9 protein-coding genes are annotated in these 14,424 nt (G+C 70.5%); 6 read left to right on the plus strand and 3 right to left on the minus strand.

Annotation, left to right across the window (positions count from 1 at the left end):
* The first annotated feature begins 11 nt into the window (after positions 1 to 11).
* A complete protein-coding gene (locus tag ACQEWB_RS12640) occupies positions 12 to 923 on the plus strand; it encodes a rhomboid family intramembrane serine protease (protein ID WP_432830180.1) in 912 nt (303 codons plus the stop codon).
* Between the two features lie 137 nt (positions 924 to 1,060).
* Here ACQEWB_RS12640 and ACQEWB_RS12645 read toward each other — a convergent pair whose 3' ends face one another.
* The 3 genes from ACQEWB_RS12645 to ACQEWB_RS12655 all read right to left on the minus strand — a co-directional run bounded on the left by ACQEWB_RS12645 (position 1,061) and on the right by ACQEWB_RS12655 (position 8,213).
* Complete coding sequence (locus ACQEWB_RS12645) at positions 1,061 to 2,524, minus strand: glutamate synthase subunit beta (protein ID WP_432830182.1); 1,464 nt, start codon at positions 2,522 to 2,524, stop codon at positions 1,061 to 1,063.
* Positions 2,517 to 7,109: a glutamate synthase large subunit gene (gene gltB, locus ACQEWB_RS12650; protein WP_432830184.1), complete on the minus strand. Its 4,593-nt coding sequence runs from the start codon at positions 7,107 to 7,109 to the stop codon at positions 2,517 to 2,519. Before gltB ends, ACQEWB_RS12645 begins: the two co-directional genes overlap by 8 nt.
* A 372-nt stretch (positions 7,110 to 7,481) precedes the next feature.
* Positions 7,482 to 8,213: a VIT1/CCC1 transporter family protein gene (locus ACQEWB_RS12655; RefSeq protein ID WP_432830186.1), complete on the minus strand. Its 732-nt coding sequence runs from the start codon at positions 8,211 to 8,213 to the stop codon at positions 7,482 to 7,484.
* A gap of 252 nt (positions 8,214 to 8,465) precedes the next feature.
* Here ACQEWB_RS12655 and ACQEWB_RS12660 point away from each other — a divergent pair, with 252 nt between their 5' ends.
* Genes ACQEWB_RS12660 through rbsK form a run of 5 tightly spaced genes read left to right on the plus strand, consistent with a single transcriptional unit; the run spans position 8,466 to position 14,398 of the window.
* Positions 8,466 to 9,611 (plus strand): ADP-ribosylglycohydrolase family protein, encoded by a 1,146-nt coding sequence (locus ACQEWB_RS12660; RefSeq protein WP_432830188.1) that lies wholly within the window; start codon positions 8,466 to 8,468, stop codon positions 9,609 to 9,611.
* A complete protein-coding gene (locus ACQEWB_RS12665) occupies positions 9,608 to 10,972 on the plus strand; it encodes an ADP-ribosylglycohydrolase family protein (RefSeq protein ID WP_432830190.1) in 1,365 nt (454 codons plus the stop codon). The genes ACQEWB_RS12660 and ACQEWB_RS12665 overlap by 4 nt, the downstream gene beginning before the upstream one ends.
* Before the next feature lie 8 nt (positions 10,973 to 10,980).
* Positions 10,981 to 12,147, plus strand: coding sequence for an ADP-ribosylglycohydrolase family protein (locus tag ACQEWB_RS12670; protein ID WP_432830192.1), 1,167 nt, complete (start codon positions 10,981 to 10,983; stop codon positions 12,145 to 12,147).
* A complete protein-coding gene (locus tag ACQEWB_RS12675; RefSeq protein WP_432830194.1) occupies positions 12,135 to 13,508 on the plus strand; it encodes an ADP-ribosylglycohydrolase family protein in 1,374 nt (457 codons plus the stop codon). Before ACQEWB_RS12670 ends, ACQEWB_RS12675 begins: the two co-directional genes overlap by 13 nt.
* Positions 13,505 to 14,398: a ribokinase gene (gene rbsK, locus ACQEWB_RS12680; protein ID WP_432830196.1), complete on the plus strand. Its 894-nt coding sequence runs from the start codon at positions 13,505 to 13,507 to the stop codon at positions 14,396 to 14,398. Before ACQEWB_RS12675 ends, rbsK begins: the two co-directional genes overlap by 4 nt.
* Positions 14,399 to 14,424 lie beyond the last annotated feature (26 nt).

Genomic DNA, 14,424 nt, shown 5'->3' on the forward strand with positions numbered 1-14,424 from the left:
AGGAGCCGGCCGTGGATTCCGAGTCCACCGTCACCACCTGCTACCGCCATCCCAAGGTGGAGTCCCATCTCCGCTGCACCCGCTGCGACCGGTACATCTGCCCCGACTGCATGCGGGAGGCGGCCGTGGGCCACCAGTGCGTGGAGTGCGTGAAGGAGGGCGCACGGTCGGTGCGGCAGGCACGTACGGCCTTCGGCGGCCGGATCTCGACCGTACCCGTGGTGACGTACACGCTGATCGCGCTCAACGTGCTCGCCTATGCGGGCGAGTTGGTACGGCCGGGGATCGTGGACCGCTTCGAGATGCTGGGCCGCGGGCTGAAGGGGGAGAACGGCGGCCACTACATGTGGGAGGCCGGCTACTCCTCCTACTACCACCTCGAAGGTGTCGTGGACGGCGAGTGGTACCGGCTGCTCACCGGCGCGTTCCTGCATCTGCCGCCCACCGGTGGGACGTTCGGGATCCTGCACATCGTGATGAACATGCTGTCGCTGTGGAACATCGGCCGCGTGGTCGAGTCCCAGCTCGGCCGGATCCGCTACCTCGCCCTCTACTTCCTCTCGGCACTGGGCGGTTCGGTGCTCGTACTGCTGCTCGCGCCGGACACCCCGACGGTCGGCGCGTCCGGCGCGATCTTCGGGCTGGGGGCCGCGTACTACGTCATGGCCCGCCGGCTCGGCGCCGACATGGACCAGGTCAACCGCTTCATGGCCGGTCTGCTGCTGTGGCTGGTGATCTCCGCGATCGCCACGTCCTGGCAGGGCCACCTCGGCGGCCTGCTGTCCGGCGCCGTGGTGACCGTGGCGTACGCCTACGCCCCCCGCGACAAGCGCCGCCCCTTCGTCCAGGCGGGCGCGTGCGTCGCCCTGCTGGCGCTGCTGGTCATCGTGACGATGGCGAAGGTCGCGGAACTGACGGTGTGAGCGGCCGAGTCCGGGCCGAAAAGGCAACGGCGCCTGCCCGTCGTCCGGTCGGGGACTTGAGGGCAGGCGCCGTCAGTGTTCCGTACGCCTTTGTACGGGACGCTGTTTGAGGGACCGTCAGGTCCCTGTTGTGACCGTCAGACCATCAGCGAGCGGTCCGTCGGCCTGATCGGGGCCGGCAGGTCGCTCGCGCCGGTCAGGAAGCGGTCCGTGCCGCGGGCGGCCGAGCGGCCCTCGGCGATCGCCCACACGATGAGCGACTGGCCGCGGCCCGCGTCACCGGCGACGAAGACGCCCGGCACGTTGGTCTGGAACTCGGCGTCGCGGGCGATGTTGCCGCGCGCGTCGAGGTCGAGACCGAACTGCTCGACCAGGCCGTTGTCGCGGTCGGTGCCCGTGAAGCCCATGGCCAGCGTCACCAGCTGGGCGGGGATCTTGCGCTCCGAGCCCGGCTTCGGGGTCAGCTTGCCGTCGATGAACTCGACCTCGCTGAGGTGCAGCCACTGGACGTTGCCGTCCTCGTCGCCCTCGAAGTGGGTGGTCGAGACGGAGTAGACCCGCTCGCCGCCCTCCTCGTGCGCGGACGTCACCTTGTAGAGCATCGGGAACGTCGGCCACGGCTGGGAGGCGGCGTTCCGCTCCTCGTTCGGGCGGGGCATGATCTCCAGCTGCGTGACGGAGGCCGCGCCCTGGCGGTGGGCGGTGCCCACGCAGTCGGCGCCGGTGTCGCCACCGCCGATGACCACGACGTGCTTGCCCTCGGCCGAGATCGGGGAGGTGACGTAGTCGCCCTCCTGGACCTTGTTCGACAGGGGCAGGTACTCCATCGCCTGGTAGATGCCCTTCAACTCCCGCCCGGGGACGGGGAGATCACGGGCGGTCGTCGCACCGGCGGCGATGACGATCGCGTCGTACCGCTTCTTCAGGTCGGTCGCCTTGAGGTCGCGGCCGATCTCGATCCCGGTACGGAAACGGGTGCCCTCCGCGCGCATCTGCTCGATACGGCGGTTGATGTGCCGCTTCTCCATCTTGAACTCGGGGATGCCGTAGCGGAGCAGGCCGCCGATGCGGTCGGCGCGCTCGTAGACGGCGACGGTGTGGCCGGCCCGGGTGAGCTGCTGGGCGGCGGCCAGGCCCGCGGGGCCCGAGCCGATGACCGCGACCGTCTTGCCCGACAGGCGCTCCGGGATCTGGGGCGCGACGTCGCCGGTCTCCCACGCCTTGTCGATGATCGAGACCTCGACGTTCTTGATGGTGACGGCCGGCTGGTTGATGCCGAGCACGCACGCCGACTCGCAGGGAGCCGGGCACAACCGACCGGTGAACTCCGGGAAGTTGTTCGTGGCGTGGAGGCGCTCCGACGCCGCCGACCAGTCCTCGCGGTAGGCGTAGTCGTTCCACTCGGGGATCAGGTTCCCCAGCGGACAGCCGTTGTGGCAGAACGGGATGCCGCAGTCCATGCAGCGGCTGGCCTGCTTGCTGATGATCGGCAGCAGGGAGCCGGGGACGTAGACCTCGTTCCAGTCCTTCAGGCGCTCGCCGACGGGACGGGACTTGGCGACCTCACGGCCGTGGTTCAGGAAGCCCTTCGGGTCAGCCATTGATCGCCGCCTCCATCATCTTCTCGGTGATCTCGGACTCGGAGAGTCCCGCCTGCTCGGCGGCGTCCTTGGCGGCGAGCACTGCCTTGTACGTGCTGGGGATGATCTTGGTGAAGCGCTCGACCGCGGTGTCCCACTCGGCGAGCAGCTTCTCGGCGACCGTGGAGCCGGTCTCCTCCTGGTGACGGCGCACCACGTCGTGCAGCCACTGCCGGTCGGTGTCGTCGAGGGCCTCGATGGCGCCGACGTTGCCGACGTTGACGTTGTCGACGTTCAGGTCGATCACGTACGCGATGCCACCGGACATACCGGCCGCGAAGTTACGGCCCGTCTCGCCCAGGACCACCGCGCGGCCACCGGTCATGTACTCGCAGCCGTGGTCGCCCACGCCCTCGGAGACGACCGTGGCACCGGAGTTGCGGACACAGAACCGCTCGCCGGTACGACCGCGCAGGTACAGCTCGCCACCGGTGGCGCCGTACGCGATGGTGTTGCCGCCGATCGTCGAGTACTCGGCGAGGTGGTCGGCGCCCCGGTCGGGACGGACGATCACGCGGCCGCCGGAGAGGCCCTTGCCGACGTAGTCGTTGGCGTCGCCCTCCAGGCGCAGCGTGACACCGCGAGGGAGGAAGGCGCCGAAGGACTGGCCCGCGGAACCGGTGAAGGTGATGTCGATGGTGTCGTCGGGCAGACCGGCACCGCCGAACTTCTTGGTCACCTCGTGGCCGAGCATGGTGCCGACCGTGCGGTTGATGTTGCGGATCGCGACCTGGGCGCGCACCGGCTGGGCGTCGGTCGCCGAGTCGGCGGCGAGGGCGTCGGCGGCGAGCTTGATCAGCTCGTTGTCGAGCGCCTTCTCCAGGCCGTGGTCCTGCTCGATGACCTGGTGGCGGACCGCGCCCTCGGGCAGCGCCGGCACGTGGAACAGCGGCTCCAGGTTGAGGCCCTGGGCCTTCCAGTGGTCGACCGCGCGGGTCACGTCGAGCGTCCCGGCCTGGCCGACGGCCTCCTCGATGGTGCGGAAGCCCAGCTCGGCGAGGATCTCGCGGACCTCTTCGGCGATGTACTGGAAGAAGTTGACGACGTACTCGGCCTTGCCGGAGAACCGGTCCCGCAGGGTCGGGTTCTGGGTGGCGATGCCGACCGGGCAGGTGTCCAGGTGGCAGACGCGCATCATGACGCAGCCGGAGACGACGAGCGGCGCGGTCGCGAAACCGAACTCCTCGGCGCCGAGCAGCGCGGCGATGACGACGTCACGGCCGGTCTTCAGCTGGCCGTCGGTCTGAACGACGATGCGGTCGCGCAGGCCGTTGAGCAGCAGGGTCTGCTGGGTCTCGGCGAGGCCCAGCTCCCAGGGTCCACCGGCGTGCTTGAGGGAGGTGAGGGGCGAGGCACCCGTACCGCCGTCGTGGCCGGAGATGAGGACGACGTCCGCGTGCGCCTTCGACACACCGGCCGCGACCGTGCCGACGCCGACCTCCGACACCAGCTTCACGTGAATCCGCGCCTGCGGGTTCGCGTTCTTCAGGTCGTGGATCAGCTGGGCCAGGTCCTCGATCGAGTAGATGTCGTGGTGCGGCGGCGGGGAGATCAGACCGACACCCGGGGTCGAGTGCCGGGTCTTCGCGACCCACGGGTAGACCTTGTGGCCGGGCAGCTGGCCGCCCTCGCCGGGCTTGGCGCCCTGGGCCATCTTGATCTGGATGTCGTCCGCGTTGACCAGGTACTCGCTCGTCACACCGAAGCGGCCGGAGGCCACCTGCTTGATGGCGCTGCGCCGGGCCGGGTCGTAGAGACGGTCCGGGTCCTCGCCGCCCTCACCGGTGTTGGACTTGCCGCCCAGCTGGTTCATGGCGATGGCCAGCGTCTCGTGCGCCTCGCGCGAGATGGAGCCGTACGACATGGCACCGGTGGAGAAGCGCTTGACGATCTCGGAGACCGGCTCGACCTCGTCGATGGAGATCGAGGGGCGGTCGGACTTGAAGCCGAAGAGCCCGCGGAGCGTCATCAGGCGCTCGGACTGCTCGTTCACGCGCTCGGTGTACATCTTGAAGATGTCGTAGCGACCGGTGCGCGTGGAGTGCTGGAGGCGGAAGACCGTCTCCGGGTCGAACAGGTGCGGCTCGCCCTCGCGGCGCCACTGGTACTCGCCGCCTATCTCGAGGGCGCGGTGGGCCGGCGCGATGCCGGAGGCCGGGTACGCCTTCGCGTGCCGGGCGGCGACCTCCTTGGCGACGACGTCGATGCCGACGCCGCCGATCTTGGTGGCGGTGCCGTTGAAGTACTTCTCGACGAAGGTCTCGTCCAGGCCGACGGCCTCGAAGACCTGGGCGCCGCGGTAGGAGGCCACGGTCGAGATGCCCATCTTGGACATGACCTTCAGAACGCCCTTGCCGAGGGCGTAGATCAGGTTGCGGATGGCCTGCTCGGCCTCGATGTCCGAGAGGAAGGTGCCCGCGCGGACCAGGTCCTCGACGGACTCCATCGCCAGGTACGGGTTGACGGCCGCGGCGCCGAAGCCGATCAGCAGGGCGACGTGGTGGACCTCGCGGACGTCACCGGCCTCGACCAGCAGGCCCACGTGGGTGCGCTGCTTGGTGCGGATGAGGTGGTGGTGGACGGCCGCGGTGAGCAGCAGCGACGGGATCGGCGCGTGCTCGGCGTCCGAGTGGCGGTCCGAGAGGACGATCAGCCGGGCGCCGTTGTCGATGGCCGCGTCGGCCTCGGCGCAGATCTCGTCGATACGGGCCGCGAGGGAGTCCCCACCGCCGGAGACCCGGTACAGGCCGGACAGCGTCGCGGCCTTGAAGCCGGGCATGTCGCCGTCGGCGTTGATGTGGATGAGCTTGGCCAGCTCGTCGTTGTCGATCACCGGGAAGGGCAGCACGACGGAGCGGCAGGAAGCGGCCGTCGGGTCGAGCAGGTTGCCCTGCGGGCCCAGCGAGGAACGCAGCGAGGTGACGAGCTCCTCGCGGATCGCGTCCAGCGGCGGGTTGGTGACCTGTGCGAACAGCTGGGTGAAGTAGTCGAAGAGCAGCCGCGGGCGGCTGGACAGCGCGGCGATCGGCGAGTCCGTACCCATCGAACCGATCGGCTCGGCACCGGCCTTGGCCATCGGCGCCAGGATGACGCGCAGCTCCTCCTCGGTGTAACCGAAGGTCTGCTGGCGGCGGGTGACCGAGGCGTGCGTGTGCACGATGTGCTCGCGCTCGGGCAGGTCGCCCAGCTCGATCTCGCCGGCCTCGATCCACTCCGCGTAGGGGTGCTCGGCGGCGAGGCCCGCCTTGATCTCGTCGTCCTCGATGATGCGGTGCTCGACCGTGTCGACGAGGAACATCTTGCCGGGCTGAAGGCGGCCCTTGCGGACGACCTTGGCGGGGTCGATGTCGAGGACGCCGACCTCGGAGCCGAGGACGACCAGGCCGTCGTCGGTGACCCAGTAGCGGCCGGGGCGAAGGCCGTTGCGGTCGAGGACCGCGCCGACCTGCTTGCCGTCGGTGAAGGTGACGCAGGCCGGGCCGTCCCAGGGCTCCATCATCGTGGAGTGGAAGTTGTAGAAGGCGCGGCGGGCCGGGTCCATGGAGTCGTGGTTCTCCCACGCCTCCGGGATCATCATCAGCACGGAGTGCGGCAGCGAACGCCCGCCCAGGTGCAGGAGTTCGAGCACCTCGTCGAAGGACGCCGAGTCGGAGGCGTCCGGCGTACAGATCGGGAAGACCCGCTCCAGGCCCTTCTCCCCGAACAACTCGGATACCAGCTGCGACTCGCGGGCGACCATCCAGTTGCGGTTGCCCTTGACGGTGTTGATCTCACCGTTGTGCGCGACGAAGCGGTACGGGTGCGCGAGCGGCCACGACGGGAAGGTGTTCGTGGAGAAGCGCGAGTGGACCAGGGCGACGGCCGAGCCGAAGCGGCGGTCGGAGAGGTCCGGGAAGAAGGGCTCCAGCTGGCCGGTGGTCAGCATGCCCTTGTAGACGATGGTGCGCGCGGAGAGCGACGGGAAGTAGACACCGACCTCACGCTCGGCGCGCTTGCGCAGCGCGAAGGCCTTGCGGTCGAGCGCGATGTCCTTGCTGACACTGTCCGTGACGAAGATCTGCCGGAAGGCGGGCATCGTCGAACGCGCGGTGGCGCCGAGCAGTTCGGGAGCGACCGGAACCTCGCGCCAGCCGAGAACCGTGAGGCCCTCGTCGCCCGCGATCGTCTCGATCTGTGAGACGGCGTCCGCCGTCCCGTCCTCCGGCAGGAAGGCGATACCGACCGCGTAACCGCCCGCCTCGGGCAGCTCGAATCCGGCCACCTCGCGGAAGAACGCGTCGGGTACCTGGGAGAGGATTCCGGCGCCGTCGCCGGAGTCGGGCTCGGAGCCGGTGGCACCGCGGTGCTCGAGGTTGCGCAGCACCGTGAGTGCCTGCTCAACCAGGGTGTGGGACGCCTCGCCGGTGAGGGTGGCGACGAAACCGACGCCGCACGCGTCGCGTTCGTTGCGGGGGTCGTACATACCCTGCGCAGCAGGGCGAGCATCCATGAAGGACCAGTTCTGGCCATTCGCGGAGTGCTGGGACGGCTGGCGCGGCGTACGCATCGGCTCTCCCGTCGTCGTCTCTATTGGCATATGCAGATTGCCGAGGGACGACGTTGGCCCTCTGCTGAGTGCAAAATTTCGTGCAGGTTACATGATGGAGCGGTTCTCGGGAACCGGGATATTCCGTTCCAACATGCGGACACCGCGCGGCTGCAGCGCGGGTGCCGCGCCTGCGGTGGAAGCTATATGGGGACCGAGCGGGACAGATCGATGTCCGCCGGTCCGGAAGACGGGAAGGGCTACGTCGCTCTTCCCGAGGTGCGCGTCAGGCCTCATTGCCCACGGCGCTTACGGCTCATGCCCCGTGGTCATGCATCCGAAACCAGCGGGTAACGGCTACTTATGCGGCCCAACGCATAACTTGCAGCCGACTCATCCTACGGCCGTTCCGAACAAACTGCCCAGGGCGTACGTCACACCGGCCGCCGCACCACCCAGCGCGAGCTGCCGCAAGCCGCTGAACCACCAGGTCCGCGCGGTCACCTTGGCCACCACCGCACCACAGGCGAACAGCCCGACCAGCGCGAGCAGCAGGGCCGGCCACAGCACGGTCGCGCCGAGCAGATACGGCAGTACGGGCAGCAGCGCGCCCAGCGCGAAGGCCCCGAAGGACGACACGGCGGCCACCAGCGGCGAGGGCAGATCGCTCGGGTCGATGCCGAGCTCCTCACGGGCGTGGATCTCCAGCGCCTGCTCGGGATCCCGCGACAGCTGCCGGGCCACTTCCCGCGCCAGCCCCGGCTCGACACCCCGCCCCGCATACAGCGCAGCAAGCTCGGCCTCTTCATCCAGCGGATGCTTCCGCAGCTCCCGCCGCTCCACGTCCAGCTCGGCCTCGACGAGCTCGCGCTGCGAGGCGACGGAGGTGTACTCCCCGGCGGCCATCGAGAAGGCACCGGCGGCAAGCCCCGCGAGCCCGGTCAGCACGATGGTGTGCTGACCGACGGCCCCGCCCGCGACGCCGGTCATCAGGGCCAGGTTGGACACGAGCCCGTCCATGGCACCGAAGACGGCAGGCCGCAGCCACCCTCCGTTGACATCGCGGTGAGTGTGGTTGTCACGGTGCGCCTCATGCAGCGCGGCCTCGGTCTCGATGATCGCCATGTTTCGGGCCCCCAGGAAAGCTAAGCCAAAGCTAACTTTAGACAAGTTCTAATTCTCTACAACACCGAAGATACGTCGCCACATTCCCGCCCGCCAGCAAGGAAAGCCTGGGCTAACCTGCGGTTTTACCGCCGAACGCTCATCCGAACCTCCTGCCGCCCATATGTCGACCGGGTGACATGAAGCCCTCCGAGGCTGAGGTCAACCGCCGATGGTGGGAAACATCCGGGAACGTCTCCGGAGAGGCCGCCCATGTCATCGATCACCTGCATCCCCACGGTTCCGTCGTCCGGGAACACCGCCGAACTTCGCGACCGGGCCCGCGGCGCGCTCCTGGGCCTGGCGGTCGGCGACGCCCTGGGAGCCCCCGCCGAGAACATGAAGCCGTCGGAGATCCGCTCCCGCTGGGGCCGCATCACGGGCTACGTCACGGACACCCCGGCCGGCACGGACGACACCGAGTACGCGATCTTCTCGGGCCTGCTCCTCGCCCGCCACGGCTCGGCCCTCACCGCCTCGCACGTGGAGGCGGCCTGGCACGAATGGATCGCCGACCGCGACGAGGGCCCCTTCCGGGGCGCCGGCTTCAGCGAACGCGGCACCCTGGAGAACCTCCGCCGCGGCCTGGCGGCCCCCATCTCCGCCCAGCACCGCCACGCCTGGAGCGACGGCCTGGCGATGCGGGCGGCCCCCTTCGGCGTCTTCGCCGCGGGCCGCCCCGCCGAAGCGGCCCGTCTGGCGGCGATCGACGGCTCGGTGAGCCACGAGGGCGAGGGCATCTACGGCGGCCAGGCGGTGGCGGCGGGAGTGGCGGCGGCGATGGCAGGCGCTCCGACCATCGCGGTGGTCGCCTCCGCCCTCGCCGTCATCCCGGACGACTCCTGGACGGCCCGCTCCCTGCGCCGAGCGGTGGCGGTGGCCCACCGAGGCGAGCGAGCGGTCCGCTCGGCGGTCGTCATCGGCGGCTACCCCTGGACGGACCTGGCCCCCGAGGCGGTGGCCCTGGCCTTCGGCGCATACGCGGCAGCCGACGGCGACTTCCGCGAAGCGGTCCTCACGGCGGTGAACATGGGCCGAGACGCGGACACGACGGCAGCGGTGGCGGGGGCGTTGGCGGGCGCGACGCGGGGAGCGTCGTCGATCCCCCCGGAGTGGGCATCGGCAATCGCCCCTGCACGGGGCACCTGCCTCCCGGCGATGGCAGGCCATCATGTGCTGGAGGTGGCGGATTTGTTGGTGCCGGGGGCGACGGAGGTGGCGGACCCACTGACGCCAGGGGCGACGGAGGTGGCGGACCCACTGACGCCAAGGACGGCGAGGGTGGCGGACCCGCTGACGCCAAGGACGGCGGAGACGGCGGACCCGCTGGCGTCGGGAACCATGGGGACCGCCTCATGACACCGCCGAGCCCGTGGGACGAGGGAACGGTGAGGGAGCCGGCCGGGCCGAAGGCCGTGGCGGAACTGATCGAACCGGCGGTCGCGGCGAAGCCGTACGAACCGGCAGCCGCCGACGGCGATTTCGCCCCACAGGGGCCACCGGCACCCGACGACGAAAGTCGCACGGGCGGTGCGGGTGGGAGCGAACCCGCCGAAGGCGAAGCCGAGGCGGTTGGCGCCGCACCGCACCCGCAGGGATCCGCCGAGGCCCGTAGGACCGTCGGCCTACTGCTGGGCCTCGCCGCAGGCGACGCCGCAGGCTGGCCCGCCGCCCGCCACCGCGCAACCCGCATGCCCGAATGGACCCGCCGCCTCACCCGCGAACTCGACACCTTCGCCGAACACAACGCAACCACCACCCTCCCCGTCCCCATCGCCCTCAACCAACCCCCCGAACCCCTCCGCCTGGGCCCCTCCGACGACGCAGAATGGGCAGCCTTCGCCGCAGAAGCCCTCCTCAGAGCCGGCGACGACACAGCCCTCGGCGACCTCACCAAGGAACGCCGCACCAGAGCCGCAATCGACCTCACCTGGAACGCCCTCGCCGCAGAAGTCGCCGCCGCGGCAGACCGCGCACCCGAGATCGAATCCGCCGTCCTCCCCCTCCGCGCCCGCATCTCCGTCCGAGCCGGCCTCGGCAACCTCGCCACCGGCCTCCGCCCACCCGCCACCGGCCACGACAACCCCCACTACTTCGACGACGCCGCCTGCATCCGCGCCTGCGTCCTCGCCGTAGCCCACCCCGGAAACCCCCGACTCGCCGCAGACCTGGCCGAGTTCGACGCCCGCTACACCCAGGACGGCGACGGAGTCCACGGCGCGAGAGCGATGGCCGCCGCCGTCTCCCTCGCCCTGACCGGCGCCGACGTACACACCTGCGTAGCCGCGGCCCTCACCGAACTCCCCGAATCCACCGAGATCGGCCGCAACTCCCGCCACGCCCTGCACCTGGCCCAGGAATCCGACTCCGCCTTCGCCCTGATCCCCCTCCTCGAACACCAAATCGTCGACCACGTCTACAGCTACGGCATCGCGGCCGCCGAAACAGTCCCGGTGGCCCTGGCCCTCGCCACGGCCTCCAGGGGCCGTATCGCGGAAGCCGTACCCGCCGCGGCCTGCCTCTCCCGAGTGGCCGACTCGGCCCCCGCCCTGGCCGGCGCCCTCACCGGCGCACTCGGCGGCGGCGACGCGATCCCCCCGTCCTGGCGGAACGCCTGCCGCACCCTCTCCGGCTGTGCCCTCCCCCGCCTCACCGGCACCGACCTGGTGGAACTCGCCGAACTCCTGGAAGCCACGCAACCGGCCCCGCCGGGTGGATGATTCGGGACATGAAGCCCGAACTAACAGAAATGAGCCTCGAGGATCGCATCACCGGCGCCCTCGTGGGCGCAGCGGTCGGTGACGCCCTGGGCGGCCCGGTCGAGGGCTACTCCCCCGCCCAGATCCTCGAACGCCACGGCGGCCGCGTCCACGGCATCGTCGGCCCCTGGAACGGCGACGCCTGGCGCACCGCCCGCCCCCTGGCGCCGTACCACAAGGGCGACGGCCACGTCACCGACGACACCTTGATGACCCATGCGCTGGTACGGGTCTACGCGACCGTCCGCGACCACCTGGACGCCTACGCGATCGCCGACCACCTGGTCCCCGACCTCATGACCAACCCCCGCTGGATCCCGGAACTCGAAGCGGAGGCCCTCCCCCTCCACCGCATCTTCCTGGCCGAGAAATGGCTGGTCACCCGCCTCCACTACGCCCACGCAGACCCCCGGGAGGCCGGCGTCGGCAACATCGTCAACTGCGGCGCGGCGATGTACATGGCACCGGTCGGCCTGGTCAACGCGGCCAATCCCAGGGCCGCCTACGCCGAGGCCCTGGACATCGCGGGAGCCCACCAGTCGTCGTACGGCCGAGAGGCGGCGGCCGTCTTCGCAGCGGCGGTGGCAGCGGCGGCGACCCCCGGCGCGACCCCGGCCTCGATCATCAGGACCACCCTCGCCCTGGCCAAGGACGCCACCCGCACGGCGATCGAGCAGGTCTGCGAAGTGGCGTCCTGCCACACGGACTTCGAGTCGGCCCTCGAACCGCTCCGCGCGGCAGTCGTCCCCTTCGACACGGTCGGCCCCGACTACCGCGCCCCCTCCCTGGGTGCCCGCCGCCCCTCCCGCCTCCACTCCATCGAGGAACTCCCCATCGCCCTGGGCATGTTGCTGCTGACCGGCGGCGACTACCACCAAGCGGTCCTGGGTTCGGTGAACTACGGCCGCGACTGCGACTCGATCGCCACGATGGCAGGCGCCCTGTCCGGCGCCCTGGGCTCCCCCGTCCCGGAGACCTGGTCCAAAACGGTCTCCGAGGCCAGCCGCCTGGACCTCTGGGAACCGGCGACGACCCTCACCGCCGTAACCCGGGAGATCTTCGAACAGGACGTACGCCGCCGCAGAACCCACGAATCGGCCTTCGCCCACCTCGGAGACCCAAGATGCTCCGACTGACCTGGGTCCAACCGGAGGACCTGGTGGGCCACGAGCTCGGACAGGCGGCCCTGGACGGCCGAGAGGCCTCGATGATCGCCGCGAGGTGGAGGGCGGCGGGCGGCAGAGAGGCCCCACCGAGAGCAGGCGCGTCCCAGGAACCGGCGTCGAGATATCTGCGACTGCTGGCCGAGGATCTGTTGGACGAACTGGCCGACCTCCCAAGCAGGTTGGCGGATCAAGAACCGACGGACCTCACCAAGATCAGGGCCGGCTGCCCGAACTGGCCCAGCCATTCAAGCGAAACGCCCCCCACAGCACCCCCCACCCAGCCCCGCCTGGAAGCGGCCTGGCTCGGACGCGCCGTCGGATGCCTCCTGGGCAAACCGGTCGAAAAACTCCCCCTCCAAGCCATCCGCAGCCTCGCCGAGTCCACCGGCAACTGGCCCCTCACCACATACTTCACCGCCAAGGGAGTCCCCCCGGACCTCCTCTCCGCCCACCCCTGGAACCGCCGCTCCGCCCCCACCTCCCTCGCCGAGAACATCGACGGCATGCCCGAGGACGACGACCTCAACTACCCCCTCCTCAACCTCCTCCTGCTCCAACGCCACGGCAGGGACTTCACCCCCACCGACGTGGCGAAACTCTGGCTCGACGAACTCCCCGCCGGCCGCACCTTCACCGCCGAGCGCATCGCCTACCGCAACCTCCTCACCGGCATCGAACCCCCGCACACCGCCCGCCACCGCAACCCCTTCCGCGAATGGATCGGCGCCCTGATCCGCGCCGACATCCACGGCTGGACCAACCCCGGCAACCCCGCCGCCGCGGCGGAACAGGCCCACCGGGACGCCACCCTCACCCACACCGCGAACGGCGTCTACGCGGCGATGTTCACGGCCGCCGCCATCGCCACCGCGGCGACCGGCACCCACGACATCCACACCTGTCTCAGCACCGGCCTCAAGGTGATCCCACCCCGCTCCCGCCTGGCCGCGGCGATCCATCACGCCATCCAACTGGCGCACGAACACCGGGACTTCGACACGGTCGTGGACCAACTGCACGCCACCTACGCCGACACCCACCACTGGGTCCACGCCATCCCCAACACAGCCCTGATCGCCGCCGCCCTCACCCACGCGCACGGCGACTTCACCGGCTCCATCTCCCGCGCGGTGGGCGGCGGTTGGGACACCGACTCCAACGGTGCCACGGCAGGGAGCATCGCCGCCCTCCTCGCCGGCACCCCCACCGCCCTGCCCGACCACTGGACCACCCCTCTGAAGAACCAACTGGCCACCTCCGTCGGCGACTTCAACGGCGTCGGCTTCGACACCCTCGCCCACCTCACCCACCGGGAGGCATCCCGCCCATGACCCACATCGTCGTACTGGGCAGCACGAACATGGATCTGGTCGCGTATGTGGCGAAGGCACCGCAGCGCGGAGAGACGGTGACGGGACGGGAGTTCCGTACGATCCCCGGCGGCAAGGGCGCCAACCAGGCGATCGCCGCGGCCCGCGCCGGCGCCACCGTGTCGATGATCGGCGCAGTCGGCACCGACGCTTACGGTCCCCGACTCCGGTCCACACTCGAACACTCCGGCGTCGACACGGACCTGCTCCGCACGATCGAGGGCCCCTCCGGCACCGCCCACATCGTCGTCGACGACGAGGGCGGCAACGCGATCGTGGTGATCCCCGCCGCGAACGGCACCGTCGACCACCTCGCCCCCGGCGACGAGGGCCTGATCGCCTCGGCCGACACCCTGCTGCTCCAGCTGGAGATCCCGATGCCGGCGGTCGTCGCGGGCGCGCAGGCCGCCCGCGCGCACGGCGTCCGTACGATCCTCACCCCGGCGCCCGCCCAGCCGCTCCCGCCCGAACTCCTCGCCGCCACCGACCTGTTGGTGCCCAACGAGTACGAGGCGATCACCCTCACCGGCCGCACCGACGTGGTCGACGCGGCCACCGCCCTGCTGGAGAGCGTCCCGGCCGTGGTCGTCACCCTCGGCGCGGCGGGCAGCCTCTACCTGGCCCGCGGCGCCGAACCCCTCGCCGTCGCGGCCCCGCAGGTCACCGCCGTGGACTCCACCGGCGCGGGCGACACCTTCGTCGGCGCCCTGGCCGTGGCCCTGGGCGAGGAACGCCCCATCCGCGAGGCCCTGACCTGGGCCGCCGCCGCGGCCGCCCGCTCCGTCCAACGCCCCGGCGCCTCCGCGTCGATGCCATACCGCTCCGAGATCGAGGCGCAGTACCACTCATGACCACCGCCGCCCAGCCCCCCGGCACC

This window comes from Streptomyces sp. CA-249302, assembly GCF_050936785.1.
Classification (GTDB): Bacteria; Actinomycetota; Actinomycetes; order Streptomycetales; family Streptomycetaceae; genus Streptomyces.